Origin of the sequence: Rubrobacter marinus (assembly GCF_011492965.1) — a bacterium.
Classification (GTDB): Bacteria; Actinomycetota; Rubrobacteria; order Rubrobacterales; family Rubrobacteraceae; genus Rubrobacter_F; species Rubrobacter_F marinus.
The window spans coordinates 70,491-95,224 of record NZ_CP045121.1; the positions used below are offsets into that span (position 1 = coordinate 70,491).

At 69.2% G+C, this 24,734-nt stretch carries 31 protein-coding genes and 3 pseudogenes; 13 read left to right on the forward strand and 21 right to left on the reverse strand.

Features of this window, described 5'->3' with window-relative positions; all coding sequences use genetic code 11:
• Nucleotides 1-280: 280 nt before the first annotated feature.
• The 4 genes from GBA65_RS00385 to GBA65_RS00400 all read left to right on the forward strand — a co-directional run bounded on the left by GBA65_RS00385 (nucleotide 281) and on the right by GBA65_RS00400 (nucleotide 3,131).
• Nucleotides 281-1,672 carry an NAD-dependent succinate-semialdehyde dehydrogenase gene (locus GBA65_RS00385; protein WP_166394890.1) on the forward strand — a complete coding sequence of 464 codons (1,392 nt, stop codon included), beginning with the start codon at nucleotides 281-283 and terminating at the stop codon, nucleotides 1,670-1,672.
• Nucleotides 1,673-1,754: 82 nt separating this feature from the next.
• On the forward strand, nucleotides 1,755-2,267 hold the full coding sequence (locus tag GBA65_RS00390; protein ID WP_166394891.1) for a hypothetical protein: 513 nt from the start codon (nucleotides 1,755-1,757) through the stop codon (nucleotides 2,265-2,267).
• Nucleotides 2,264-2,557, forward strand: coding sequence for a hypothetical protein (locus GBA65_RS00395; protein WP_166394892.1), 294 nt, complete (start codon nucleotides 2,264-2,266; stop codon nucleotides 2,555-2,557). The genes GBA65_RS00390 and GBA65_RS00395 overlap by 4 nt, the downstream gene beginning before the upstream one ends.
• A 370-nt stretch (nucleotides 2,558-2,927) precedes the next feature.
• Entirely contained in the window at nucleotides 2,928-3,131 is a 204-nt protein-coding gene (locus tag GBA65_RS00400) for a hypothetical protein (protein WP_166394893.1), read from the forward strand.
• A gap of 212 nt (nucleotides 3,132-3,343) precedes the next feature.
• Here the strand turns inward: GBA65_RS00400 and GBA65_RS00405 are convergent, their stop codons facing one another.
• Nucleotides 3,344-3,598, reverse strand: coding sequence for a hypothetical protein (locus GBA65_RS00405; RefSeq protein ID WP_166394894.1), 255 nt, complete (start codon nucleotides 3,596-3,598; stop codon nucleotides 3,344-3,346).
• A gap of 93 nt (nucleotides 3,599-3,691) precedes the next feature.
• Here GBA65_RS00405 and GBA65_RS00410 point away from each other — a divergent pair, with 93 nt between their 5' ends.
• Both GBA65_RS00410 and GBA65_RS00415 read left to right on the forward strand, forming a co-directional pair.
• Nucleotides 3,692-4,468, forward strand: a complete 777-nt coding sequence (locus tag GBA65_RS00410; protein ID WP_166394895.1) for an SDR family oxidoreductase — start codon at nucleotides 3,692-3,694, stop codon at nucleotides 4,466-4,468.
• A 45-nt stretch (nucleotides 4,469-4,513) separates the two neighbouring features.
• Nucleotides 4,514-4,918, forward strand: a complete 405-nt coding sequence (locus GBA65_RS00415) for a hypothetical protein (protein ID WP_166394896.1) — start codon at nucleotides 4,514-4,516, stop codon at nucleotides 4,916-4,918.
• Between the two features lie 246 nt (nucleotides 4,919-5,164).
• On the opposite strand, the gene sufU is transcribed toward GBA65_RS00415, so the two are convergent.
• From sufU to ygfZ, 10 genes are all read right to left on the reverse strand, one after another.
• Nucleotides 5,165-5,581, reverse strand: coding sequence for a Fe-S cluster assembly sulfur transfer protein SufU (sufU, locus tag GBA65_RS00420; RefSeq protein ID WP_166394897.1), 417 nt, complete (start codon nucleotides 5,579-5,581; stop codon nucleotides 5,165-5,167).
• 37 nt (nucleotides 5,582-5,618) lie between these two features.
• Nucleotides 5,619-6,677 carry an alpha-hydroxy acid oxidase gene (locus tag GBA65_RS00425; protein WP_228281574.1) on the reverse strand — a complete coding sequence of 353 codons (1,059 nt, stop codon included), beginning with the start codon at nucleotides 6,675-6,677 and terminating at the stop codon, nucleotides 5,619-5,621.
• A gap of 2 nt (nucleotides 6,678-6,679) precedes the next feature.
• Nucleotides 6,680-7,171: a GFA family protein gene (locus GBA65_RS00430; protein ID WP_166394898.1), complete on the reverse strand. Its 492-nt coding sequence runs from the start codon at nucleotides 7,169-7,171 to the stop codon at nucleotides 6,680-6,682.
• A 44-nt stretch (nucleotides 7,172-7,215) separates the two neighbouring features.
• Nucleotides 7,216-7,533 carry a hypothetical protein gene (locus GBA65_RS00435; RefSeq protein ID WP_166394795.1) on the reverse strand — a complete coding sequence of 106 codons (318 nt, stop codon included), beginning with the start codon at nucleotides 7,531-7,533 and terminating at the stop codon, nucleotides 7,216-7,218.
• On the reverse strand, nucleotides 7,518-8,228 hold the full coding sequence (locus GBA65_RS00440; protein ID WP_166394899.1) for an HNH endonuclease family protein: 711 nt from the start codon (nucleotides 8,226-8,228) through the stop codon (nucleotides 7,518-7,520). Before GBA65_RS00440 ends, GBA65_RS00435 begins: the two co-directional genes overlap by 16 nt.
• A 46-nt stretch (nucleotides 8,229-8,274) precedes the next feature.
• A complete protein-coding gene (locus GBA65_RS00445) occupies nucleotides 8,275-8,622 on the reverse strand; it encodes a non-heme iron oxygenase ferredoxin subunit (protein ID WP_166394900.1) in 348 nt (115 codons plus the stop codon).
• Nucleotides 8,623-8,626: 4 nt separating this feature from the next.
• Nucleotides 8,627-9,988, reverse strand: coding sequence for a Fe-S cluster assembly protein SufD (gene sufD, locus GBA65_RS00450; protein ID WP_166394901.1), 1,362 nt, complete (start codon nucleotides 9,986-9,988; stop codon nucleotides 8,627-8,629).
• A gap of 94 nt (nucleotides 9,989-10,082) precedes the next feature.
• Nucleotides 10,083-11,495, reverse strand: a complete 1,413-nt coding sequence (sufB, locus tag GBA65_RS00455; RefSeq protein WP_166394902.1) for a Fe-S cluster assembly protein SufB — start codon at nucleotides 11,493-11,495, stop codon at nucleotides 10,083-10,085.
• A 13-nt stretch (nucleotides 11,496-11,508) separates the two neighbouring features.
• Nucleotides 11,509-12,261, reverse strand: coding sequence for a Fe-S cluster assembly ATPase SufC (gene sufC, locus GBA65_RS00460; protein ID WP_166394903.1), 753 nt, complete (start codon nucleotides 12,259-12,261; stop codon nucleotides 11,509-11,511).
• Nucleotides 12,262-12,502: 241 nt separating this feature from the next.
• Nucleotides 12,503-13,504, reverse strand: coding sequence for a CAF17-like 4Fe-4S cluster assembly/insertion protein YgfZ (gene ygfZ, locus GBA65_RS00465; protein WP_166394904.1), 1,002 nt, complete (start codon nucleotides 13,502-13,504; stop codon nucleotides 12,503-12,505).
• A 48-nt stretch (nucleotides 13,505-13,552) separates the two neighbouring features.
• Between ygfZ and GBA65_RS00470 the strand changes: the two genes are divergently transcribed.
• Both GBA65_RS00470 and GBA65_RS00475 read left to right on the forward strand, forming a co-directional pair.
• Nucleotides 13,553-14,203, forward strand: coding sequence for an HAD family hydrolase (locus GBA65_RS00470; protein ID WP_166394905.1), 651 nt, complete (start codon nucleotides 13,553-13,555; stop codon nucleotides 14,201-14,203).
• Nucleotides 14,204-14,361: 158 nt separating this feature from the next.
• Nucleotides 14,362-14,565, forward strand: a complete 204-nt coding sequence (locus GBA65_RS00475; RefSeq protein ID WP_166394906.1) for a cold-shock protein — start codon at nucleotides 14,362-14,364, stop codon at nucleotides 14,563-14,565.
• A 113-nt stretch (nucleotides 14,566-14,678) separates the two neighbouring features.
• On the opposite strand, the gene larC is transcribed toward GBA65_RS00475, so the two are convergent.
• Genes larC through GBA65_RS00495 form a run of 4 tightly spaced genes read right to left on the reverse strand, consistent with a single transcriptional unit; the run spans nucleotide 14,679 to nucleotide 16,709 of the window.
• Nucleotides 14,679-15,800 carry a nickel pincer cofactor biosynthesis protein LarC gene (gene larC, locus GBA65_RS00480; RefSeq protein WP_166398251.1) on the reverse strand — a complete coding sequence of 374 codons (1,122 nt, stop codon included), beginning with the start codon at nucleotides 15,798-15,800 and terminating at the stop codon, nucleotides 14,679-14,681.
• On the reverse strand, nucleotides 15,728-16,267 hold the full coding sequence (locus GBA65_RS00485; RefSeq protein ID WP_166394907.1) for a DUF3618 domain-containing protein: 540 nt from the start codon (nucleotides 16,265-16,267) through the stop codon (nucleotides 15,728-15,730). Before GBA65_RS00485 ends, larC begins: the two co-directional genes overlap by 73 nt.
• Entirely contained in the window at nucleotides 16,264-16,494 is a 231-nt protein-coding gene (locus GBA65_RS00490) for a phage holin family protein (RefSeq protein WP_166394908.1), read from the reverse strand. The genes GBA65_RS00485 and GBA65_RS00490 overlap by 4 nt, the downstream gene beginning before the upstream one ends.
• The gene (locus GBA65_RS00495; protein ID WP_166394909.1) at nucleotides 16,446-16,709 is read right to left on the reverse strand and encodes a phage holin family protein; all 264 of its coding nucleotides are present in this window, start codon (nucleotides 16,707-16,709) and stop codon (nucleotides 16,446-16,448) included. Before GBA65_RS00495 ends, GBA65_RS00490 begins: the two co-directional genes overlap by 49 nt.
• A 185-nt stretch (nucleotides 16,710-16,894) precedes the next feature.
• On the opposite strand from GBA65_RS00495, the gene yqeC reads away from it, so the two are divergent.
• A complete protein-coding gene (gene yqeC / locus GBA65_RS00500; RefSeq protein WP_166394910.1) occupies nucleotides 16,895-17,638 on the forward strand; it encodes a selenium cofactor biosynthesis protein YqeC in 744 nt (247 codons plus the stop codon).
• 219 nt (nucleotides 17,639-17,857) lie between these two features.
• On the opposite strand, the gene GBA65_RS00505 is transcribed toward yqeC, so the two are convergent.
• A complete protein-coding gene (locus tag GBA65_RS00505) occupies nucleotides 17,858-18,034 on the reverse strand; it encodes a hypothetical protein (protein ID WP_166394911.1) in 177 nt (58 codons plus the stop codon).
• Between the two features lie 161 nt (nucleotides 18,035-18,195).
• On the opposite strand from GBA65_RS00505, the gene GBA65_RS00510 reads away from it, so the two are divergent.
• The 3 genes from GBA65_RS00510 to GBA65_RS00520 all read left to right on the forward strand — a co-directional run bounded on the left by GBA65_RS00510 (nucleotide 18,196) and on the right by GBA65_RS00520 (nucleotide 20,458).
• The gene (locus GBA65_RS00510) at nucleotides 18,196-18,630 is read left to right on the forward strand and encodes an OsmC family peroxiredoxin (protein WP_166394912.1); all 435 of its coding nucleotides are present in this window, start codon (nucleotides 18,196-18,198) and stop codon (nucleotides 18,628-18,630) included.
• Nucleotides 18,631-18,794: 164 nt separating this feature from the next.
• Nucleotides 18,795-19,247, forward strand: coding sequence for a DUF2231 domain-containing protein (locus GBA65_RS00515; RefSeq protein WP_166394913.1), 453 nt, complete (start codon nucleotides 18,795-18,797; stop codon nucleotides 19,245-19,247).
• A 32-nt stretch (nucleotides 19,248-19,279) separates the two neighbouring features.
• Nucleotides 19,280-20,458, forward strand: coding sequence for a M20 metallopeptidase family protein (locus tag GBA65_RS00520; RefSeq protein WP_166394914.1), 1,179 nt, complete (start codon nucleotides 19,280-19,282; stop codon nucleotides 20,456-20,458).
• A gap of 13 nt (nucleotides 20,459-20,471) precedes the next feature.
• On the opposite strand, the gene GBA65_RS00525 is transcribed toward GBA65_RS00520, so the two are convergent.
• From GBA65_RS00525 to GBA65_RS25910, 4 genes and pseudogenes are all read right to left on the reverse strand, one after another.
• Nucleotides 20,472-21,218, reverse strand: coding sequence for a uracil-DNA glycosylase family protein (locus tag GBA65_RS00525; protein WP_166394915.1), 747 nt, complete (start codon nucleotides 21,216-21,218; stop codon nucleotides 20,472-20,474).
• 7 nt (nucleotides 21,219-21,225) lie between these two features.
• Nucleotides 21,226-21,690, reverse strand: a pseudogene (locus GBA65_RS00530) (YIP1 family protein); the annotation flags it as partial.
• Between the two features lie 192 nt (nucleotides 21,691-21,882).
• A complete protein-coding gene (locus GBA65_RS00535; RefSeq protein WP_166394916.1) occupies nucleotides 21,883-22,584 on the reverse strand; it encodes a DUF4097 family beta strand repeat-containing protein in 702 nt (233 codons plus the stop codon).
• A gap of 232 nt (nucleotides 22,585-22,816) precedes the next feature.
• Nucleotides 22,817-23,200 carry a phosphomannose isomerase type II C-terminal cupin domain gene (locus tag GBA65_RS25910; protein WP_166394917.1) on the reverse strand — a complete coding sequence of 128 codons (384 nt, stop codon included), beginning with the start codon at nucleotides 23,198-23,200 and terminating at the stop codon, nucleotides 22,817-22,819.
• A 105-nt stretch (nucleotides 23,201-23,305) separates the two neighbouring features.
• Here GBA65_RS25910 and GBA65_RS25915 point away from each other — a divergent pair.
• Nucleotides 23,306-23,527: pseudogene (locus tag GBA65_RS25915) on the forward strand (2Fe-2S iron-sulfur cluster-binding protein); the annotation flags it as partial.
• A gap of 477 nt (nucleotides 23,528-24,004) precedes the next feature.
• On the opposite strand, the pseudogene GBA65_RS25920 reads toward GBA65_RS25915, so the two are convergent.
• Nucleotides 24,005-24,685 (reverse strand): annotated as a pseudogene (locus GBA65_RS25920) (LLM class F420-dependent oxidoreductase); the annotation flags it as partial.
• Nucleotides 24,686-24,734 lie beyond the last annotated feature (49 nt).

Sequence of the window (24,734 nt, forward strand, 5' to 3'; positions counted from 1 at the left end):
GTGGGGTAGACCACCCGCTACGGTCTCAGCCACCGACCTCTTACACGGCACGGCCGCCGACCCGGGCAAGCCCCTGTCGCCGCGCTGGTCAGCATCTTGCTGAGGCGCACCGTCTCGCGGCGCAACGGTAGAAACCACCTTCGATGGGAAGCCGCCGCGTCTCGCGGCGACGGCGCCGCGCGGTTCTCGCCGCGTCGGGCATGGGCGGGGCAGGCGCGGTTCCGGTGCCGGGCGCAGGGGGTATATTCTGGGGCGAGTACGCTAGGAAGAGGAGTGGTCCATGGCCATAGCAACCGTCAACCCGGCGACCGGGGAAGAGATTCAGGCTTTCGATCCCCTCACCGACGAGGAGATAGACCGCAAGTTACGGCTCGCGGCGGAGACCTTCCGCGAGTACCGCAACACGAGCTTCGCCGATCGGTCGCGCTGGATGATGCGGGCGGCGGAGATTCTGGAGGAGGAGCAGGAGGAGCTCGGCCGCATCGCCACGCTGGAGATGGGCAAGACCTTCGTCTCGGCCAAGGCGGAGGCGGTCAAGTGCGCCCGCGGCTGCCGCTACTACGCCGAGAACGCCGAGAAGTTCCTCGCCGACGAGCCCGCGGAGCTCGAGGGGGCCTTCGTCCGCTACCAGCCCCTGGGTCCCGTCCTCGCCATCATGCCCTGGAACTTCCCGTACTGGCAGGCCTTCCGCTTCCTCGCGCCCGCGCTCATGGCGGGTAACGTGGGCCTGCTGAAGCACGCCTCGAACGTGCCCCAGTGCGCCCTCAAGATCGAGGACATAGTCCGCCGGGCGGGCTTCCCCGAGGGGGCCTTCCAGACGCTCCTCGTCGGCTCCTCGGCGGTGCAGGCGATTATCGACGACCCGCGCGTCAGGGCGACGACGCTCACCGGGAGCGAGGGGGCCGGGCGGCAGGTCGGGCACGAAGCCGGGGAGCAGATCAAACCCTCCGTCCTGGAGCTCGGCGGGAGCGACCCGTTTATCGTGATGCCGTCGGCCGACCTCGACCAGGCGATCTCGACGGCCGTGACTTCGAGAACCTTGAACAACGGCCAGTCTTGCATCAACGCCAAGAGGATCATCGTCCACGAGGAGATAGCGGACGAGTTCCAGCGCCGCTACGTCGAGGAGATGCAGGCCCTCAAGGTCGGCGACCCGATGGACGAGGGGACCGACATGGGCCCGCTCGCCATGCCGCAGCTCGTCGAGGACCTCGACGACCAAGTGAGGAGGAGCGTCGAGGCGGGTGCCCGCGTCCTGACCGGCGGCAAGCCCCAGGACGGGCCCGGCAACTACTACCCGCCGACCGTCCTCACCGACATCCCCGAGGGCTCCCCGCCCCGCACCGAGGAGTTCTTCGGCCCCGTCGCCTCGCTCTTCCGCGCCCGCGACGCCGAGGAGGCCCTGCGCATCGCCAACGACACGCCCTTCGGCCTCAGCTCCTCCGTCTGGTCCAACGATCCCGCCGAGCGCGAGCGCTTCATCGACGGGATCGAGGCCGGCATGGTCTACGTGAACCGCATGACGGAGTCGACCCCGGAGATCCCCTTCGGCGGCGTGAAGAACTCGGGCTACGGGCGCGAGCTCTCCCACTTCGGCATCAAGGAGTTCGTGAACATCAAGACGGTCTGGGTGACCGAGCCCGAAGGCTCCGCGGGCGAAGGGGTGGAGTAAGGGGGGAAGATACGCCGTTCGCGCCCCGCCCCGTGAACGGCCTCGCTGTCCCGGACGGCTCCGAGAGATACCTTATGTTGCGATGTCCGTGAGCTCGCGCAACCGTTTGATCCTCTTCGGAGCCCTCTATGGGCTCGGGCTGGCGCTCCTGCCGTCGGCACTAGCCTTCGACGGGTTAGCCCTGAGCCCGTTCCTCGCCGCCGCCCTTATATGCTCTGCGCTGAGCGGGGCGGCCGGGGCCCTCGTCGCCGGCCGCGGGGCGGGCCGCCGGCGGGAGCCGGGGCGTGGCTGGGCCGCCGCCTCCGGCACGGGGTCGTTGCACGGGCTCGTCGCAGCGGCGCTCGCCGCGCCCTCGATCTGGCTCGCCCTGACGGCGACCATGACCGGGTTCTCGCCCGCCGCTCCGGCCAGGATCTCCGCCCTGTTTACGAGCCCGGATATCTTTCTGCAGAGCGCGCTCGCGGCCGGCGTGGTCTTCGCTTACGCGGCCCTCGCCGGGCTCCTGCTCTCGCCCCTCGTGGGCGCGGTGATCCTCCGGATGGTGCGCGAGGGGGATCGCGGCGCCTCCCGGTTGTCCGCGGGGGGGACCGGATGACGGCCGTCGCCCCAAACCGTCTCCTGCCGCTTCGGGCCGTCCAGGGCCTCTTGGGCGGGGCGTTCGCGGCGCCCTTGCTCTGGGCGGCAACGGCGCCGACCATCTCCGGCTTCGCGCATCAAGACGCCGTCGAGCTCCCGGTCTTGAAAAGCCCCGGGACCTTCCCGGGCAGCTTCTTCGTGGCCCTCTTGGCCTTCGCTCATACCCTCGTCGGCGGGCTCCTGCCCGGGCCCATCTTCGGCCCGTTCGTGGAGCGCGCCGCCAGTAAGGAGAAAGAACTTGTACGCTAAGCTTCTGGGCTTCGGGGCCGTCTACGGCTTCGGCTTCACCCTCATAAAGTCCCTGTTCCCGACCCCGTGATCCTGCTCTTCGCCGGCGGCGATAGCTCCGAGGGGAACCTCACCACCCTCGCCACCATCTACATGCTCTCGGGCCTCCTCGCGGGAATCATCGGGGGCCGCTCTTCGGAGCCTTCCTGCTCCGGCGCAGGGGCTCCCGGGCGAACGTGGGGACCGGCCAGATCCCCGGGGCGGGACCGACCTCGGCAAGTCGCTCGCCCTGAGCTTCGGGTTCGCCATCTTTATAGGCTTCATCTCGACCCTGCTCACGATAGGCGCCTACGGCTTCGGCCTCCTGCCCGCCGGCGGCGTCCTCGACCCCTTGACGCTCATAAGGAGCTCGCAGTTCAGCCCCGGCACCCCGCTCCTCGTCGCCTGGACCTTCGCCCGGGACATGCTCCCCGCGATGCTCGCCGGCCTCTTCCTCTCGCCCCTCGGCGGCAGCTTCCTCTACCGCGTCTACGCCGCCGGACGCCCCGCGAGCGCCACGCCGAACCGCGCCAGGGTCATCGAGGACGAGTTCTAGAGCGCTCGACCGCAGAGCATCGCCGCCTACCAGCGCCACCGCCACCTCGGTTCCTCACCCCGGAGGGAGCGGATTTGAGATGCCGGCCGATCAACGCGCGACTTCCCGGCGCGGGCTTGTAGAGAAAACGTTCGAGCCGAGACTGGAGGTAGGTTCCGGGGCGCGTATGCCTCGTTGCGGGGCGGAGGCCGAGCTTTGCGTGGCGGCGGGTCCTAGATGATGTTTACGAGCGGGGAGATCTTGCACTCCGCCAGGGCGTAGCTCTCGCGGGAGTTGCGCCGCGCCGCCTGGACGATGTACTCGACGCAGTTCGCCCGGCAGTCTACCTTGCCGCAGGGCACCTCGATCGTGCCGAGGTCCTCGACGATGCGCACCACCGGGTCGAGCCCGTCGCCGGGGGCCGCGTCCCGATGGCGGACGAACTCACCCTCCTGGTACTGTTTCCGCTCGTAGCGAAAAACCGTCATAAGGGCCATTCTACACCATACGTTTGACCTGGATCACACGAGCGACGGAGCCGGCCGGGACCCCATCCTCCGGGGTCGGGTTACGATGGAGGGATGGAGCGAGGCTTGAACGGGCGCGTGGCCGTGGTGACCGGGGCGGGTCGGCGCCGGGGGATAGGGGCGGCGATCTGCCGGGCGCTGGCCGAGGGGGGCGCGGACGTCCTGTTCACCTACTGGGGCGCCTACGACGCCGGGATGAACCCCGGCGAGGAGGGCGAGGTACCGGCGATCACGGAGGAGTTGCGCCGCGCTGGGGTGCGCGCCGAGGGGGTCGAGATCGACCTCTCGCGGCCCGAGACCCCGGAGGAGCTCCTCGACGCCGCTGCGGAGAAGCTCGGGCCGCCCTCGATCCTGGTCAACAACGCGGCGCACTCGACCCGCGACGGGTACGAGGGGCTCGACGCCGCCACCCTGGACGCCCACTACGCCGTCAACCTGAGGGCCACGGCGCTCCTCTCCGTCGGGTTCGCCCGCGGGTTCGAGGCGGGGAGCGGGGGCAGGGTGATCAACCTGACCAGCGGCCAGGCCCTCGGGCCGATGGTGGGGGAGCTCGCGTACGCCGCGACGAAGGGGGGGATCGAGGCCTTCACCCGCACCCTCGCCGCCGAGGTCGGGCACAGGGGCATAACCGTGAACGCCGTCAACCCCGGCCCGACGCAGACCGGCTGGATGGACGACGGCCTGGAGCGGGAGCTCGCCGCGAAGTTCCCCTCCGGCCGGGTGGGCGCGCCCGAGGACGCCGCGAGGCTCGTGGCCTTTCTCGCGGGCGACGAGGCCGCCTGGATCACCGGGCAGGTCATCCACTCCGAGGGCGGCTTCCTCCGCTCGTAGAGATCGAGCTCGCTTCCGCCCTTCGTGGGGTACCATACGCGGACGATGAGACCCGTTGGAAGCTTCAGAAAGTTTCTCGAGCGTCCCCCAGGGACGCTCTTCGAGGAGGTCAAGGAGGACCCGCACGCCCGGCCGAAGGGCCCGCTCTTCTCGCGCCGCGTCTTCTGGGCGCTCCTCATCGTCTTCGGCATCTCGCTCATGCTCGCGATGGACTGGTTCGGGCTACTGCTCCTCAACGCCCCGGGCGTCTTCCAGCAGATGGGCACCCTCAACACCCTCAGGGTCACCGCCGTCCTCATGGGCGGCATAGCGGTACCCTCGGCCCTCCTGATGCTCCACTACGGCCGCCTCTACACCTACACTTCCGAGGAGAACGTCTTCTTCTCCATCACCTTCTCCCTCTCATTCCTCCTCGGCTCCCCCTGCGCCCTCGTCGGCGCCTTCGGCTAAGAAGGCCACCGAGCGGGGCGGCTGCCTCCAGGGACGAAGGTTTCGCCTGGTGGTCTACACAATCGGATGACGGCTATCGGTGGGCGCCTCCGAGCACCAGCGCTTCCTACTCTCCCGCACGGACGCGCAGCGCCGGCCGTAGAAACGAGGCCGGAGCCTGTGTTCTGGGCGCGTGTCCTGGATAAGCCGGGCTTTGCACCACGGGGTGGTGCCGCGTTCGCCCCGGGTCTCCCGTGCTGCGGGGGGCTACTCTCCCCCGCCGCGGAGGCCGCTCTTGAAGGCGGTCCAGGCGAGGGTGGCGCAGCGGATGCGGTTCGGGGTCTGGATGATGCCCTTGAGCGCCGCGAGGTCGCCGAGCTCCTCGTTCTCCTCGGTGCGCATCATCTCCAGGAACGCCTCTATCTCCCCTTCGGCCTCCTCGCGGCTCTTGCCCGAGAGGCGCTCGGTGAGCATGGAGGCCGAGGCCTGCGAGATGGAGCATCCGCGTCCGGTGAAGCTTACCTCGGCCAGCTTGTCCTCCTCGAACCTGGCGTAGACCGTCACCTCGTCACCGCACAGGGGGTTGAGGAGGTGCTCGCGAAGGTCCGCGTTCTCGAGCTCGCCCCGGTGTCGGGGGCGACGGTAATGGTCGAGGACTATCTCCTTGTAGAGCTCCTGGAGCATGCCGGAGATTGTACCAGCAAGGGCTAGACTGGTGCCCCTACCCCTTCCGGGCGAGATCCGGACCGACGCTCTCGAGGTCCGGCAGGCCGGCGAGGATCATCGCGAGCTCCAACTCCTCCCGCAGCATCTCCAGGACTCGCCCCACGCCGGCGGCGCCGTCCGCGGCGAGCCCCCAGAGCACGGGACGGCCCACGAAGACGGCCCGCGCCCCCAGGGCGAGCGCCTTGAGTACGTCGGTCCCGCGCCGGATGCCGCCGTCCATGTAGACCTCGGCGCGGCCCGCGACCGCCTCCACGACGGCGGGCAGCGCCTCCACGCTCGCGGGGACGCCGTCGAGCTGGCGCCCGCCGTGGGTCGAGACCACGACCCCCTCGACGCCGTGCTCTACCGCGAGCGCCGCGTCCTCGGGGTGGAGGATGCCTTTCAGGACGATCGGCAGCCCCGTCGATGACCGTAACCACGCCACGTCCTCCGGGGTGAGCGCGGCGGGCTCGCGGGCTTCCTCGCCCAGCTCCTCCTCGATGCTGACTGCACTGGCACCGGGGGGCAGCTCGTCCTCGACGCGCAGGAAGCGCTCCTTCCGGCCCCAGCGGGGGGCGTCGACGGTCAGCACGATCGCGCCGTACCCGGCGCGTTCCGCCCGCCGCACGAGCGTCTCGGCGAAGGGCCGGGCGCCCTCGTAGACGTAGAGCTGGAACCAGAGCGGTCCCGTCGCGGCCGCGGCGACGTCTTCGAGGCGCCGCGAGGAGACCGTGCTTACCGCCATCAGGGTCCCGGCCTCTCCGGCTCCCCGGGCGGTCGCGCACTCACCTTCGGGATGGGCCAGGCCCTGCACGCCCGTGGGCGCGACCATGATCGGCGCTCGTATGGGGGCACCGAGCACCGAAGCGGAGGTATCCGCGTGGTCCACGCCGCGCAGCACGCGCGGGACGAGGAGGAGCTTCTCGAAGGCGTCGCGCTCCCTGCGGAGGGTGACTTCGTCGCCGGCCCCGGCCGAGTAGTAGGCCCAGGCCGCAGGGTGCATGGCCTCCCGTGCCAGGCGCTCGTAGTCCCGGACGTTCAGCGGCTCCGGACGCTCGTCGCTTCCCCGGTTCACGGCTACCCGCCCAGGCCGTGCCGGCGGTGCCAGTCCTCAAGCGATTCCTCGGGGTACTCGGGATAGTGGGCCTCGCCGGGGCCCTCGGGGACCCCGCACCAGGGTGCCGCGTGGTTCAGCATGAGGCGGACGTACTCGGGCGGCTTCGGGAGCGGTGTGTCGACCGCGGAGGCGAAGGGGTGGACAAGCTCCGGGTAGCCCGGGGAGAAGAGCCAGAGGAAGCTCCCGCAGTAGCGGCAGAAATGGCGCTCCGCCTCGCTCGCGGGGACCTCGTCCCCCTCGCCGCGGTCGTAGAGCTTCGCGTTGTAGACGGAGACGTGCTCCCGGCCCTCGACCTCCAGGGTGTTCGCGTCGGCGCCGAGGTTGATCGCGAACCCCCCGCCGCCGGCGGTCTTGCGGCAGATGGAGCAGTAGCAGGCCTGATACGGGTACGGCGTCGAGGACTCGACCCGGAAACGGACGGAGCCGCAGTGGCAAGATCCCTCGAGCAACATCGCATCCTCCTCGTCGGGTCCGGGTAGGCGCGCGGAGCGCACGGCTACAAGCGATCCATCCCCCGCAGCGAGGTGGCGGCCTCGTTCCCGTTCTCGACGGGCCCGGGCTCCGTCAGGCGCTCCACGACGCGCCCGTGCATCTCCCGGGGGTCCCTCTCCTCGCCGGAGAGCGGGACGGGGCTCCCGGTCACGGTGTACCACTCCTCCGCCCCGGCGTAGCGCACGCGGACTTCGAGGAGCCCCGCCTCGGGGAGCGTGCGAACCTCGAGCTCGCCGGTGATCGCGCCCGCCTCGTCCGTCATCACGCCGCCCGCGGTCGAGACGATGTTCGAGCGGGCTTCCACGGCTACGAGCCCCCGCAATCGTCGAGCATCTCGGAGAGGGCCTCCTTCTCCTCGGGGTTCACGCTCAGGCCGTAGCCGGACTTTATGGAGATCCAGCGCGACGCGTAGTCGCACCAGATCTCCTCGTTCGGCGGCCTCCACGCCTCCGGGCCCTTGTCCCCCTTCTCCTGGTTCGCGTCGTCCTCGACGGAGAGCAGGACGTCCGGGGCGTTGGCGTAGGCCTCGCGCTCTTCGGCGCTCCACGACGAGGCGCCGCTCCGCCAGGCGTTGGCGAGGGGCACGACGTGGTCTATGTCTATGTCCTGGGGGTCGGTGTACGTCTCCGTCGTGTACGGGTCGAGCCAGGTCCCGGACTCGACCCTGCACCCGTCGCCCACGACGACGTCTTCGCCGTCCCGGATCAGGGCGGCGTCGCGCACGTCGCAGGACTCTTCCGGCGCCTCCCAGCCGAACTCGCGGGCGTCGCTCCAGTGGTCGAACTTCTCCCGGGAGTAGCCCGACATGGAGCCGGGCTCGGAGACGGCGAGGTCGTCGAGGGCTGCCCGCGCTTGCCCGGGGTCGCCGCCGACGGCGCTGCCGCCTCCCCCGCCGCTCTGCGTCGTGGGCCCGGAGAAGTAGGCCCAGAGCGCCACGAGGGCGAGGATCAGGAGCAGGGAAGCGAGTCCCGAGGCCCCGCGACGGCTCCTCCGCCTGCGCCGGCCGCGGCGGCTCACCGTCCGGGGCTCCCGGTTCCTCGCGCCCGGCGACTACGTCCCAAGGCTAGCGTCTCCTGCGCCCGCCGACCTTGACCTGCTTGGGGTTGAGGGCGACGTAGACGACGCCGTCCTCGACCTTTACCTCGTGCGTCGGGACGGCCTTGACGGCGGGGAGGCTCTTGGCCTCGCCGGTTTTTACGTCAAAGGTCGCGCCGTGCAGGGGGCACTTGATGCGTTCGCCGACGAGGCCGCCCTCGCTCAGGTAGGCGAAGGCGTGGGTGCAGATGTTCTCCAGGGCGTAGAGCTCCCCGTCGACGTTGCAGAGGGCCACGGGGCGGCCCTCCACCTCGTAGTTTCTGACCTCGCCGGGGGGAACCTCGTTGGCGGGGGCTAGCTTGTGGAACTCTGCCACGGCTCTATGCGGCCCGGTTCTCGAAGCCCAGCCCGATCTTGGCTTCTATCACGCGGTCGAGCTTCTCCTTGAGGCCGAGCAGCGGGACGCGGCTCGTGACCTCGCCGAAGAAGCCGAAGACGACGAGCCTCTCGGCCTCGTGGCGCGGGATGCCCCGGCTCATGAGGTAGAAGAGCTCCGTCTCGTCGACCTGGCCCGTCGTCGAGCCGTGCGAGCACTTCACGTCGTCGGCCATGATCTCCAGGTTCGGCAACGAGACCGCGAAGGCGTCATCCGTCCCGAGGATGATGTTCCTGTTCGTCTGGTAGGCGTCGGTCTTCTGCGCCCCCGGCTCTACCCGGATGAGCCCCGAGAACACCGTGACCGACTCGTCGCGCAAAGCCCCCTTGTACACGAGGTCCGAGTGGGCGTTCGGCGCGAGGTGGTCCTGGAGCGTGTGGTGGTCGAGGACCTGGTTCTGGTCGGCGAAGTACAGGCCGAGCATCTCCGAGTCGCCGCCGTCGGCCGTCAGGCCCGCCTCGACGTTCGTCCGACTAAGCTGGGCGCCGAAGGAGACGACGAGGCTGTTAATCGTCGCGTCCTTCTCGGTGGCCGAACGGATGGTGTTAAAGTGGAGGACGTTGCGCTCCCAGTTCTGCAAGGAGACGTAGCGGAGCTGCGCGCCCTGCCCGACGTAGAGCTCGACCGCCCCGTTGGAGAACGCCGGGTCCTCGGCGTCGGCGGAGGCGTACTCGTCGATGTAGGTAACGCTGGCGTTGTCCTCGACGACGACGAGGGTGCGAGGCATGATCGAGCCGACCACGTCCAGCCAGCGGTAGCTCTGGATCGGCACCTCGATCTCGACCCCGCGCGGCACGTACAGGAACGACCCGCCCGCGAACGCCGCCGCGCTCAGCGCCGCGAACTTGTCGTAGTCCTCGGGCACGAGCCCGAAGAGCTTCTCCTTCACGATCTCCTCGTGCTCCTGAAGCGCCGTGTGGAGGTCGGTGAAAACGACGCCCTTCGCCTTCAGCTCGTCGTCGATGCGCGAGTAGGCGGTCTCCGAGTTGTGCTGCACGAGCAGCGCGGAGTTCTCCTCCCCCTCGGCGAGGAGCTTACGAACCGCCTCCGGCAGCTCATCCTCGCTCTGGGCGTCCGGGCTCGGGGCGTAGGGGAGGAAGTCCTCTATCCTGACGTCCGAGATGTCCGTGTAGCGCCACGCCTCGTCGCGGAGGGTAGGCATCGGGAGCCCCTCGAAGGCGCGCCACGCATGCAGGCGCTTCTCCGCGAGCCAGCCCGGCTCGCCCTTGAGGGAAGACAGCGCCTTCACCGTCTCCTCGCTTATGCCGCGGGTCTTCAAAACTTCTGGTACTTCTCTCTGCTGCAAAGGGACCGCCTCTCTCACGCTAAAAAATAGGGGCGGACCCTCGTGTAGAGAGCCCGCCCCGCCGAAAAGTCTTGCAAGCTACAACCGGCGGCTCCTAGCCGACCGAGCCTTCCATCTCGAGCTGGATCAGGCGGTTCAGCTCGATCGCGTACTCGAGCGGGAGCTCCTTGGCGATCGGCTCGATAAAGCCGTTGACCACCATCGCCATCGCCTCTTCCTCACTCAAGCCCCGGCTCATGAGGTAGAAGAGCTGGTCCTCGCCGACCTTCGAGACGGTGGCCTCGTGCTCGGTGTTGACCTTCTTCTCCTCGATCTCGATGTACGGGTACGTGTCCGTCCGCGCGTTCTCGTCGAGCAGCAAGGCGTCGCACTCGACGCGGCTCTTGGCGTTCACGGCACCCTCATGCACCTTCAGGAGCCCGCGGTACGTCGAGCGGCCCGTCCCCTTGGAGATGGACTTCGAGGTGATGAGGCTGGAGGTGTTGGGAGCGGCGTGCACGATCTTGCCGCCCGCGTCCTGGTGCTGGCCGTCGCCGGCGTACGCGACCGAGAGGATCTCGCCGCGAGCACCCTCGCCCACGAGGTAGACCGCCGGGTACTTCATCGTGAGCTTGGAGCCGAGGTTGCCGTCGACCCACTCCACGGTGGCGTTCTCGTGCGCGACCGCGCGCTTCGTCACCAGGTTGTAGGTGTTGTGCGACCAGTTCTGGATGGTCGAGTAGCGGATGCGCGCGCCCGGCTTGGCGATAAGCTCCACGACCGCCGAGTGCAGCGAGTTCGTCGTGTACGTAGGCGCCGTGCAGCCCTCGATGTAGTGAACGTACGAGTTCTCGTCGGCGATGATGAGCGTCCGCTCGAACTGGCCCATGTTCTCGGCGTTGATCCTGAAGTACGCCTGAAGCGGGATGTCGATGCTGACCCCTGGCGGGACGTACACGAACGAGCCGCCCGACCAGACGGCCGAGTTAAGCGCGGAGAACTTGTTGTCGTCCGCCGGGATGATGGTCCCGAAGTGCTCGCGGACGAGGTCCTCGTGCTCGCGGAGCCCGGAGTCCATGTCCATGAACACGACGCCCGCCTTCTCCCACTCCTCCTTGAGGCTGTGGTAGACGACCTCGGACTCGTACTGGGCGCCGACGCCGGCGAGCGTCTCGCGCTCGGCCTGCGGGATGCCCAGCTTCTCGAACGTGTTCTTGATGTCGTCCGGCACGTCGTCCCAGGAGCGGCCCTGGTTCTCCATCGGGCGGATGTAGTAGTAGATCTCGTCGAAGTCGAGCTCGCTCAGGTCGCCGCCCCACTGCGGGGTCGGCTTGGCGTAGAACGCCTCGAGCGCCTTCAGGCGGTACTCGAGCATCCACTCGGGCTCGTTCTTGTGCTTGGAGATCATGGCGACGATCTCCGGGTCGATGCCCTTCCTCGGCGTCTTGAAGAAGTACTCCTCCGGGTCGCGGAAGCCGTACTTGTACTCGTCTAGGCCGAGCTGCTGAATAGTCTTGTCTTCCGGCATGCCTTCTCCTCCTCTAGCTCTGCGCGGCGGAGCCGAACTCCTGCCGCACCCAGTCGTAGCCCTTCTCCTCGAGCTGGAGCGCGAGCTCCTTCTGCCCGGAAGTAACGATCCGCCCGTCGAGCATCACGTGCACGTGATCCGGCTCGATGTAGCGCAGGATCCTGTTGTAGTGCGTGATGATGAGCGCGCTGAACTCCGGCCCCCTGAGCGCGTTGACGCCCTTGGAGACGACCTGGAGCGCGTCGATGTCGAGCCCCGAATCGGTCTCGTCCATGATGGCGAGCTTGGGATCGAGCATGAGCATCTGCAGGATCTCGTTGCGCTTCTTCTCACCACCGGAGAAGCCCTCGTTCAGGTACCGCTCGGCGAACTTGGGGTCCATCTGGAGAAAGCGCATCTTCTCCTGGATGAGCTTGTACATCTCCATCGGGGAGAGCTCCTTCTCCCGCACGCTGTTGACGGCGGTGCGGAGGAAGTTCGCCACGGAGACGCCCGGCACCTCGCTCGGGTACTGGAAGGCGAGGAACATGCCGAGCTTGGCGCGCTCGTCGGCCTCGAGCTCGAAGATGTCCTGCCCGAAGAACGTGACGGCGCCGTCCGTAACCTCGTACCTCGGATGCCCCATCAACACGTTCGAGAGCGTGCTCTTACCGGAACCGTTCGGACCCATGATCGCGTGGATCTCGCCCTGGCCGATCTCGAGGTCCAAACCCCTCAGAATCTCCTGGCCGTCGATCTCAGCGTGCAAATTCTCTATCTTTAACATCGAACCCCTGCCATCGCCTTTGCAAATACCTTGATACTGCAACACCCCAGATCATAGCACACTGCCCCCGGCGAACGCGCGGAGATCGAAACCGAAAACTCTTCTTGAAACCGCCCGAATTCGGCGCAAATAAAAGGATCTACGCCGCCGAGGGTAACGCGTTCACACCCACATGAGAGCCGTTGTCAGGGAGCGGACGAAGGTACCTGCTTGTAACGTAATCGAGGCCCGCAGGGAGGGGTTATCGGGAACTGTTCCCAACAAGCGCCAGGGGACGGACGGTGGCCTCGCCGGCCCGGAGGGGCACGTCGGGTTGCGTCTTGCGGGAGAGGTAGCCGAGCGCGAGGGTTCGGCCGTCTGCGGGCAGGGGGGCGACGCCCGTGACGCTGCCGACGCGCTTGCCGTCCTGGAGGATCTCGGCGCCAACCTTCGGCGACTCGCCCTCGACGACGAAGCGGTGCAGCTCCTTGTTCGGGTGGCCGCGGTAGTGCATCCTCGCGACGGTCTCCTGGCCGGGGTAGCAGCCCTTCTTGAAGCTGACGGCCCGCTCGAGGATGCCGCACTCTCCCGGAAAGTTTTCGGGGGTGATGTCCGTGCCGAAGCGGGGGACGCCGGCCCCTATGCGGGCCGTCTCGTAGGCGTCGCGCCCGGCGGCTACCGCCCCCGAGCCGAGCAGGTGTTCTCTCGCCGCGGCCAGCGCGCTCTCCGGCCCGAGGAGGTCGAAGCCGGGGACGGGGACCGCGACGCCGACGGCGAGCAGGGTCGCGCCCGCCAGCGTTATCTCCGACGATTCGTGCTCGGCGAGGGCGAGGCCTCCGAGGAGCCCGGCGGCGCGCGGGCCGTAGAGGCCGAGGACGGCCCAGGGGTCGGCGGCGCCCGAGAGGTCTTCGATCTTCACGCGGGAGAAGGGGGCGTAGCGGCCCAGGACCTCACGGGCCGCGTCCGCGCCCTCCGGCTCCGTATCCACGAGGATGCGACCGTCGGAGGGGGACTTGAGGGCGCGCAGGTCCGTCAGCACGCGGCCCTTCGGGTTCAAGAGCGCGGCGTAAACGCCGAGGCGCCCATCCCCGGGAACCTCGTTCGTCAGAACGGCGTTCAGCATGCCCGCCGGGTCCTTGCCCGCCAGCCCGAGCACGGCGCGGCCGGCCCGGTCCACGAGCGCCGCGCCAGCGTAGAGGGCCTCGTAGCCCGCGTCTTGTTCGAGCCCTGTCTCCGCCGTCCGCGTGTTTCTCCCGTCGTCCATGCGGATATTGTAAGGCACGTATACGAGGCCGACGAGGAGGGCGCTTACATGGCTGTAAAGGCCGTAATCCTGGATGTAGACGGAACGCTCATGGACACGAACTACTTGCACACGGAGGCGTGGTGGCGGGCCTTCGAGGAGGTCGGACAGCGGGCGCCGCGGGCGGCGATACACAAGGAGGTCGGGAAAGGATCGGACCTTCTGGTCCCCGAGTTCGTCGAGGGCGAAGAGGCGCAGGGGAAGGTCAGCGACCTGCACGGCGAGCAGTACATGGCCATGCAGGAGTACGGACTACCCCTCCCGGGGGCGAAGGAGCTCGTGGCCGCGCTCGTCGAGCGCGGTTACGGCGTGTGGTTCGCCACCAGCGCCGAGCCCCAGGAGCTCGAGCACCACATGCAGCTTCTCGAGGCCGAGGGCAGGATCCAGGGCGTCGTCAGCTCGGGCGACGTCGAGAACTCCAAGCCCGCCCCGGACCTCTTCCAGGAGGCCCTCGACAGGGCCGGGGTCGCGGCCGACGAGGCCGTCGCCGTGGGGGATTCGATTTGGGACGTGCAGGCGGCGAAGGCGGCCAACATCCGGACGATCGGCGTGCTCAGCGGCGGAGCGTACGACGAGGAGGCCCTGAAGGTCGCCGGGGCGGTCGCCGTCTACGACAACTGCGCCGCGCTCCTGGAGAGCGGCTTCCCCGAGGAGGAGTAGCTTTTTCTGCGTGTCGGCCTTCAAACGGATGAACCTGCCGCGCCGGTTTTGTATAATTAAGAGTGCAAGTGAATGTTGGGCTCCGGCAAGCAGAGGCTTCCCCTCGAGAGAGGCCCTTTTGCGGCGAGACCCAGAGAAGAGAAAGGCGGGCTAAGTACATGCCCCAGGGAACGGTTAAGTGGTTCAACGACGAGAAGGGCTACGGCTTCATCTCCCCGGACGACGGCGGCGAGGACCTCTTCGTCCACTACTCGGGGATAGCCGGCAACGGCTTCCGCTCGCTGGAGGAGGGGACGAAGGTCTCCTACGAGGCGACGCGCGGCAAGAAGGGCATGCAGGCGGAGAACGTAACCCCCGCGTAACAAGAACTCAAACAACAGCATAAGCGGAACGAGGGCCGGGGTTAATTCCCGGCCCTTTTGGTGTTCTCGGGGTCGCCCTCGCGAGGTTTGGGGCGCTGTCGCCCTGGCGGCGGCTAGCTCCCGTCCGCCGGCCAGCCGGGAGACGAAGGCCTACCTTCGTATGCGGCGCGGGCTTCGGAGTAGACGCGGGGGAGGGGGAGACCCGTCTCCTCCGCCAGCCGGGAGGCGTCCAGGTACTCGGGGGAGACGACGAAGTCCTCCCCGTCGAGGCTGCCCACCTTGACCCGGCACCGTCCGTAGGGGAGTTCGACCTCGACGACGCGGCGGTCGGCGGTGGCGCGCCCGACGGGAGAGTGGCGGACGCCCAGCGTGCCCGTCGCGCGCATGAGGTGGCGGGCGAGCCCTTCGCGGTCGGCGCCGCGTGCGAGGGCGCAGACCTTGTAAGCGCCGCGTCCCCGCTTCATCACGATGGGCTCTAGCCAGGCGTCGAGGGCACCGGCCCCGAGCAGCCCTTCGACCGCCGCCCCGAGGAGCTCCCCCGGGGCGTCGTCCACGTTCGCCTCGAGGAGCGTGAGGTCCTCGGCGCCGCTCGCGCCTTCGATCTCCCCGATCACGACCCGCAGTACGTTGGGGGCGTCGCGCAGGGTCGCGTTGCCGGCGCCGTAGCCCACCGCGCGGGGCGTCATGGGGGGGGCGGCGTCGGTGAAACGCCCCCCGGTGAGGCTCGCCATGAGGGCGGCGCCGGTCGGGGTGGTCGTCTCCCTCGGCTCCTCCGTGAAGCGCACCCGCGAGCCCTTGAGGACCTCCAGCGTCGCCGGGCCGGGGACGGGGAGGGGGCCGTGGGCCGCGCGCACGACACCGGTCCCCATCGGCAGAGGACCGCAGCTCACCGTCTCGACGCCGAGAAGCTCCAGGGCCACGCAGCTCCCGACGGTATCCAGGATCGAGTCGATCGCCCCGACCTCGTGGAACGTCACCTCATCGGGAGGGAGCCCGTGTACCATGCCCTCCGCCTCGGCGAGGACGCGGAAGGCGGCGACCGAGCGGCTCGCAACCCTCCCCGACAGCCCCGCGCCCTCCAGAAGATACCGGATATCCGCGAAGGTGCGGTGGGCGTGACCTTCGGGGTGTTCGACCGAGAGGCGGAGCGACCGTATGCCGTTCACCTCGGCGGGCTCCGGCCGTAGCTCGAAGGGGAGACCGAGCTTGCGGAGCTCCCTCGAGATCCCTTTGATGGGGCGCCCGCGTGGAGCAGGGCGGCCAGGGTCATGTCGCCGGCGGCGCCGCCGACGGGCTGGAAATGGGCGTGTTGGGGGAGGGGCCTCTCAGTCCCGGTCGCGGCTACCCCGGTGACCTTGCGCGCCATAAGCAAAAGCAGGGTGAGGACGACGGCAAGGAGGACCATCGGGCGGGGGTCGCTCCTGACGGCATCGGTGAGGGGGGCGGTCTCCCTCGTCTCGCCGACCTTGCGGGCGAGGTTCGCCTGGCGCTTCCCCGAGTCGACGAGCTCCTGGCCGCGCGCCCTGAGGTTCGCCTTGACGCGCTCGACGGCGTCCTGGATGCGCTGCCTGATCGTCCCTTTCACCTGCTCGGCGATGACCTGAGGCTGCACGTGCTTCGCCAGGTCCTGGGCATCCGGCTCCATCTGGCTCCGGATCTCGAACATCTCCCGCTCTATACGCTCCGGTGGCTTCTGAGTCACGGCCTAAGCTGCCCCTTTATCCATTCAATGTTCTGCTGGAGGGCCGCGATGGTACGGTGGGGCTTGGGATCCAGAGTCCTCAGCCTGCCCGCCCCCAAGCCTGCAAGTACGCCCCCGATCAGCAGCAGTATAACAGTGACGATCCCTATCGCGACCCAGACCGGGAAGCCGACCGCGATCAGTGCCGCCGCGAACGTCGCGAAGAAGAAGCCCAGGAAGAGCAACATGAACACGGCCCGACGACGAGCAGGCCGATCGCGATCCCGGCCTTGCGGCCGACGGGTGTGAGCTCGGCCCTGGCCAGCTCGATCTGCTTGTTCAAGAGCTCCTGGAGGCGGGGCCTGAGGGCGTTGAAGATCTCGCCTATGCTCCGATCGGAGGCCGGCCGGTCTTGCCGTAGCTCCCTGGTAAAGTTCTCCACCCTATCTTGCTGCTGCGTCACCCAGCACCCCCTGTTCGGACGATCTTGACGGTTCGCACCCTATTACCCCCGTCCCCGCCGGGGTAATCGCGGCCACACATAACAATCGTCACTTATGATGTTCTCTGCTGGTGTAGTATAAGACACGCACGTCCCCCGGTCAGCGGTCCGGCGGTGCGACGTATTCGTCACCCCGAGGAGGTTTGTTGGAGCTTTACAGGGCTCTGGGCGTCGTGCCCGGGGACGTGGTCGCCTTCGTGGGGGCGGGCGGTAAGTCCAGCGCGATCCTCCAGGCCGCGGACGAGCTGAAGAGGGCGGGCGTGAAGGTCCTCGCGGTGCCCACGACGAAGATGTTCGTCTCCGAGGCCAGGCGGATCGGCCCCATCGTGACCGGTGAGGATGCCGGGGACCTGCGCCTGGAGGTTGGGAGGGCGCTGGAGGACGGGGGCGTGGCCGTGGCCGGGTCCGGCATGCTCTCCAGGGACCGCGTCGGCGGGGTCGAGGCGGCGGCGGTGCCGTCCCTCGCGCCGAAGGGCGGCGTGACGCTCGTGGAGGCCGACGGCTCCCGCAGGCGCCCCATCAAGGGGACGGCGGACCACGAGCCCCCCCTGCCGGAAGGTGCGACGCTCGTCGTCGCCGTAGGGGGAATAGACGCCCTGGGCCAGACCGTGGACGAGGAGCACGTCCACCGTCCGGAGGTCTTCGCGGAGATCACGGGCGCGGGCCCCGGACACACCATCACCCCCCTGGCCTTCGCCCGGGCCCTCCTCGCGGGCCTGCGCAACGCCCCGCAGGACGCCCGCCTCGCCGCCCTCCTCGCCGGCGTCATGCCTGGGAGCGACCTGGCCGCCGCCTCGACGGTCGCCCGCGAGCTCTGGCGGGGCGGCGTCCGCAAGGTCGTCTCCACCTCCCTGCCCAAAGAAGATCCGGGGAGGGTCTGGACCCTCTGATCCAACACCCGAACGCCCCCGTCGGGTCCGCCGCCCCGAGACCGGCTTTCCGCCCGGCCCCCGACGAGATCGACGGAGCCCATACGGCCTCTCGGGGTCCCTTCTATACGGAAGTAGCTCCTGCTCCGCCGTCCCGGTAGGCTCGAAACCGCCTCACGGCGGCGTTGGGAGGGATGCGACGGCGAGGAGAGCCCGAACGGCGATCTTCTTCGCGCTGGCTTACGGGATCTCCTGGTCGCTTAAGCTCCCGATCGTCCCCGCGGTGCTCGCCCACGGCGCGTTCGGCCTCACGGCGGGGTCTCTGGTCCCGATCCTGCCGCTCCCCGCCGGAGACGACGCCGGCGGACGGGCCGCGTCGGTGGGGGCCGAAGGGCCGGTGCCTTTCGCGATCTTCACCGCCCTCCTCGGCGCACTGCTCCGGGGCTCCAACCTCTCCTACCGCCGTCCCCCGGCCAGGACGGCTTGGCGGGGAGAACGCTTGTGTATACACGGAGCATTCCGGGTATGATTTATGCGTTGTGGCAGATGAATAGAAGGCGAATACCGAGGAGGAGATTGTGGCTAATGTAGAGCGCAACGCGCACGTGGAGTGGAGCGGCGACCTGATGTCGGGCAACGGCACGGTGTCGGAGGGCAGCGGCGTGCTGAGCAATTCGCCGGTAACCTTTGCGGCGCGCACCCAGCAGCCCGAGGGGAAGACGAGCCCCGAGGAGCTCATCGCCTCCGCGCACGCGACCTGTTACGCGATGGCGCTCTCTCACACGCTGGCCGAGGGGGGCAACGCGCCCGAGAGCCTCACGGTCGACGCCGTCTGCGTCCTCGACGACTCGCAGCTCAAGATCACGACGGTCGACCTGAACGTGCAGGGCAACGTGCCCGGCATGAGCCAGGACGACTTCGAGAACGCCGCCCGCCAGGCAGAGCAGATCTGCCCGGTCTCGAACGCCCTCAGGGGCAACGTGGAGATCCGGCTGAACCCGACCCTCGCCTAGAAACCTGGTTCGCTGAAGGGGGAGATCCCCTTTCGGAGGCGCCCGTGGGGGGTATCCCCCGCGGGCGTCTTCGCGTTTCGCCCCGTCGGGGGCGCGTGGCGTCGTAGAATGGTGGACGGTTTCGCGAGGTCGGCGCAGGTGCGTGCGGCGGAAGGGTTGTGGATGTGAGCGATTTCTTCGAGAACCTGTTCAACCACGTGCACAGCGCGACGACGCACTTCCCCATAGCGCTGCTCTTCGTCAGCGTGGGCATGGACTATTTCGCGGGCAAGAGGCCGGGGCTGCGCTCCGGGGCCTGGCTGCTGCTCGTCCTCGGGACGCTCGGCACGATAGCGGCGACGGTGACGGGCCTCGTGGCGCACCTGGCGTACGAGGACGACTCGGTCCTCCTCTCCGTGATAGACCGCCACCAGTACCTGGGCTTCGCGACGACGGCCCTCTTCGTCGGGCTGACGGCGTGGCGCTGGCGTTCGATGCGCCGGGGCGGCGACGCCGGCGGGACGCGCGCCTACCTCGTCGTGGCGCTCGCGGGGCTCGCCGTGCTCGGCCTGACGGGTTTTCTCGGGGGGAACTTGCTCATGGAGTGGGGCATCGGGGTCAAGGGCGTCACCCGGTAGGACAAGCACGTAAGAAGCAGAGAGGAGGCTACATGGACGTGGCCCAGGGGTTCAAAGGACTGGTAGACGAGGTTCGGGGGAGCTTCGGCGAGGAAATCGTCGCGCTCAGGCGCGACATCCACCGCGAGCCCGAGCTCGGCTTCGACACCGAAAAGACCGCCGGGAAGGTCCTCGCGGCGCTCGAAGGCCTGCCGCTGGAGATCCAGACCGGCGTCGCGCAGAACGGCATCGTGGCGACGCTGGAGGGGGCGGGGGACGGGCCCACGATCGCCCTGCGCGCCGACATGGACGCCCTCCCGATCCACGAGGAGACGGGCCTGCCCTTCGCCTCCGGCACGGACGGCAAGATGCACGCCTGCGGCCACGACGGACACACGAGCATGCTCGTGGGTGCGGCGAAGGCCCTCTCGGGGATGCGCGAGGGGCTCAACGGGACCGTCAAGTTCGTCTTCCAGCCCGCCGAGGAGGGCGGCGGAGGAGGAAAGGTCATGGTCGAGGAGGGGGTCGCCGAAGGGGTGGACCAGATCTTCGCGCTCCACCTGTGGCCCGGGCTGCCGTTCGGGACGGCGGCGACGAAGGCCGGCCCGATCATGGCCGCCGCGGACAAGTTCGAGCTGGAGATCAAGGGCACGGGCGGGCACGGCGCGATGCCCCACCTCGCGGCCGACGCCATCGTCGTCGCGGCGCACGTCGCCACGGCGCTCCAGACGATCGTCTCCCGCGAGGCCGACCCCGTGCAGCCGGCGGTCGTGACCATAGGGGAGATCGGGGCGGGGACCGCCTTCAACATCATCCCCGAGACGGCGCGCATGGGCGGCACGGTGCGCACGATCGACGACGACCTCCGGCACAGGATCCCGGAGCGCATGGAGAGCCTCGTGAAGGGCCTGGCCGGCGGGATGCGCGCCGACGCCGAGCTCGACTACACCTTCTCCTACCCCGTCACCCGCAACGACCCGGAGGCCGCGGCCCTGGCCCTGAGGGTCGCGGCCTCGCTCTTCGGGGAGGACCGGGCCGCCGAGCCCGCCTATCCCTCGATGGGCGGCGAGGACTTCGCGTTCTTTCTGGAGAAGCTGCCCGGCGCCTACGTCTGGCTCGGCGTCGGCGACGTCTCTGGCCTCCACACCCCGCAGTTCGCCTTCGACGAGGAGATCCTGCCGCGGGGCGCCGCACTCCTGACGGCGATCGCGCTCGAAGCCCTCTCCGGCTAGGCCCGCCCGGCCCCTAACCTTCCCGCAGGCCGCTGACCCGCAGGGCCTCCTCCAGCATGGCGACCTCGGCGGCGTCGCCTTCGAGCCCTGCGTAGCGGCGCCCGAGGACGCTGGCCCAGCGGATGGAGGGGTGGACGAGGGCCGCGACCGCGACCTCCCCTCCGGGGACGGAGGGGAAGCGCGCGTTCGGGATGAGGGGGCGACCGGCCTCATCGAGGGCCTTGAGCGAGGCGGCCCTCAGCCACGGGGCGAGGTCCCCGGAGAGCGGGGCGAGGACGGCGGGGACGTAGCTGCCTAGAGTGAGGACCAGGCGTGGCTTCTGGGCCCGCAGTTGCTCCCCCAGGAACTCCCTGCACCGCTCGACGAAGCCGGGGTCGCGCGATCCCGGGAACCGCCCGGTGTTCCGCGAGCCGGCGCGCAGGCCCACGTACGCGTTCGTGAAGAAGCACCGCTCCGGCCCGACCCCCACGCGGGCGAGCAGGGCGAGGAGGTTGCGCCACGTCGGCCCCCTGGTGCTCTCGCCGCGTTCCGCCACGAAGCGCCGGTAGCCCGCCTCCGAGTAGAAGTCGTGGCCGAGCACCATCACGCCGCCGATGGGCATGGGCGGCGGGGCCCCGTCGGGCTGCCACAGGCCCGTGCCGCCGGGGAAGAACGCGGTGCCGGGGAGCTTCTCCGGCACGGGGACCACCCCTTCGGGGTACGGCTCGACCGTCCCCAGGAGCTCGAAGAGACGCTCGACGGGGTGGCGCCCATACCGCATCGCTCCCTCAGCTTCCGGGCGGGTTGACGAGAAGCTCGCGGGCCTCGTCCGGGCCGGTGAGGAGCAGCAGGATCAGGAGCACCGCCCCCAGCGGGATGAGGGCCGCGGCCGCGGCGCGCTTCCAGCCTATAAACAGCACCTCCTTCACGGCCACGGCGGCGACGTAGAGGCCGTAGGGGACGGCGACGATGGGGGCGAGGGGGAGCCAGAGCACCAGCCCTATCGCCGAGGCGTAGCCCAAAGCCCGGAAGACGGGGCCGAACTTGCGGCGGGAGGGGGCGCCGTCGAGGATCGTGAGGACGAGGGCCGCGAGCCCCGCGACGAGCAGGGGCCCGAGGACGAGCGAGACCGCGAGCCCCGCGAGCGCGGCGTAGAGGAGGCCGTAGTTGAACTCGAAGAGCCATATCTCCTGCAGAAGCTCCCCGAGGAGGAGGTTGAGGTAGAGGACGGCCGAGGAGAAGAGCGCCGGCCTGAGCCAGCCGCCGTCCGGGTCGAGCCTGCGGAAGAAGCGTCCCGGGGCGAGCCAGACCTCCCGCGCGACGTCCCGGAAGCCCTCCGGAGAGTGGAAGCCCGAACCCCTCCCTCCCCGAGCACCGGCTACTCGCCCCCTCGGGGTCGCCCTCGCGCGCGACCCCGCCCACCCGGGCCTCCAGGGCGAGCTCCCTCACGTCCTCCGGGGGACCCTCACGGCGATGGAGCCCGTCTCGACGAGCAGCCGGCCCCCACCGGCGAAGCGGCCGAGAAGCTCGGCGCTCCCGGCCTCCACCCGCGCCTCCAGGATGCCGACGACGAGGTCGCGCAGGATCAGGTCGCCCGAGCCGACGGAGAGCTCGACGTTCCCCGTCTCCGTGCTTATCCCCTCGACCGCGACGTCTCCCTGGGGAGCATCGACCGTCACGGAGCCCCGCACGTCCCTCACCGCCACGTCCCCCATCTCCGCCGTCACCCCGACGCTGTCGGCGACGCCCGCTATCTCCACGTCCCCCTCGGCCGACTCGACCTCGACCCTGCTGCCCACGGGCACCCGGAGGGAGTAGTCGACCCCCGTGCCGCGGCCCCCGTCCGAGGAGATCTCCAGGGTGGAGCCCTCCCGCGCGACGTCCACGGCGACCCCGGAGGCGTTCTCCCTCGCGGCGGACGGGTCGGAGCCGCGGGCGTACCTCTCGGCCGAGATCTCCACGGTCTCCGCCTCCGCCCCCTCGATGCGGACCTGCCCCGGCCCGTTCGTCAGGCGCACGAGGGCTCGGGCCCGAGGCGACGGAGTCCTCGAAGGGGCTGGTCCCCCGGTCTGGTCCCCGTACCAGCGCCACAGCAGCACCCCGCCGACCGCGAGCGCGACGAGGAGGAGCCCGACCACGGGCAACACGAGGCCTCGCGGCTGGGAGAGGGCGCCCCGTCTCCTGCCCTCTGCGGCTGAACCTCGTCCTCGGCGCGCCGCCCTTCGCCGGGAGGTTCCGACCGTTCCCCGCGGGGCGCGTCGCGCCGCTCGTCCTCGCGCCCGGTCGGGCTCATGCCCGGTTCTCCGGGCGCGGGCGACAGGGGCGGCTCGGGGCGTGCTCTGGGAGTCGGTGGTGGGCGCGGGCCTCACCGGGGCTGCTCTACGGCTCGATGCGGCCGTAGACGTCATCGAGGCGGACGATGTCGTCCTCGTCGAAGAGGCCGAAGGAGATCTCCAGGATCCTCGCCGGCTCGTCCCCGGCGCAGGAGAGACGGTGCACCGTCCCGCGCGGGATAAAGATCTTCTCCTCCGGATCGGGGTCGAGGACCTCCTCGCCGATCTCGACCCGGATGCCCGGGTCGAGCACCACCCAGAGCTCGTCGCGTCCGTGGTGGTACTGGCGCGAGAGCATCCCGCCCGGCTCGACGGTAATGATCTTGACCGTGCAGGGGAGGTTGTGGGTGTACTGCTCGAACCTCCCCCAGGGCTTGTCTACCTTTACCGAAGGCGGCCTGTCGTCCACTCGATACGTCTCCTCGTTCATGGCCGGGCAGTTTACCGCATCGCGCGTCGTTTGAAACACGAAAAACCCGCGAAGCAGCCGCCCGAGGAGGGCCGGCCTCGCGCCGCGAGGTCGCCGGGCACTAGAATGACCTCCACGCCAACCGCTGAAGAGGAGGAGCTCGTGCCCAAGATCGAGGTAGAGGGAGTAGGCGCTTCCGACGTGCCGGAGGGGAAGAGGCTCGTCCTGGCGATAGAGGAGGACGTGGGACTGGACATCCTCCACCGCTGCGGCGCCTACGCCAAGTGCACCACCTGCCGCGTCGAGTTTCTCGAGGGCGAGCCCGAGATGATGACGGAGGCCGAGGTCAAGATCCTCGGGGAGAAGAACCTCGTCGGGCAGGTCAGGCTCTCGTGCCAGATTCTCGCGGACCACGACATGAAGGTGCGCGTCCCCATGACCGTCTCCTCGATGGGCCTCGACGGCCCCGGCAACGCGCCCCAGCCCACCATCACCCCGCCCCCGAGTGGGTGGAGAAGCCCGTCTCCTAGGAGGCCGCCCCTCAGGAGAAGCTCGGGACGACCTCCCTCGCGAAGCGCTCCACCATCGTCGGCTCGTAGGCGACGCGGGCATGTAGACGATAAAGTAGTTGACGCCCGCCTCGACCATGGGCCGGAGGCGGGCGATGATCTCCTCCGCGGTCCCGACCATGAACTGCTTCGAGTACTCGTCGTAGGCCATGCCGCCCCGGGCGAGCTCCGTCGCGCTCACCGGGTCGTCGCCCTCCTCCAACAGGTAGACGTTGACCGAGGTGGAGCGCGTGATCTCCTCGTAGTCTCGCCCGACGTCGTCGCAGTGGCCCTTCAGGACCGCGAACTTGTGCTTGAGGCGCTCTACGTCGCCGCCGACGTTGCAGGCGTCGCCGTAGCGGGCGACGAGCCTCAGGGTCACCTTCTCGCCGCCGCCCCCGATCCAGAAAGACGGGTGCGGCACGCTGACGCCCTTGGGCTCGTTTATGGGCCTGTCGAGCTTGTAGTACTCGCCGTCGAACCGGACCCCGTCCTCCGTCCACATGCGGTGGATGATCTGGCACGCCTCCCGGAAGGCGCGCATCCTCTCACGCGTCTCTGGGAAGCCGTAGCCGTAGGCCCGCCACTCGTGCTCGTACCAGCCGGCGCCGAGGCCGAAGAGGAGGCGCCCCCGGCTCATGACGTCGACCGTCGAGGCCATCTTCGCGAGGAGGGCGGGGTTCCGGTAGCCGTTGCAGGTGACCATCTGCCCGATCTTGACCTTCTCGGTGTCGCGGCTGAGGCCGGCGGTCGCGGTCCAGCACTCGAAGACGGTGTTCTGCGTCGGCTCGGGGACGGTGTGGAAGTGGTCGTAGAGCCAGACGGAGTCGTAGGCCCCGGTGCCCTCGGCGACCCTCGCCACCCGGGTCATCGCCTCGTACTGCTCGACCGGGTCCTCTATCTCGACGAGGTCCATCCGCCACCCCTGCGGGACGAAGACGCCGAACTCCACGGCCATGCCACCCTCCTCCTCTTGAGAATCTCCTCGCCCGGCATCATACCCGCGC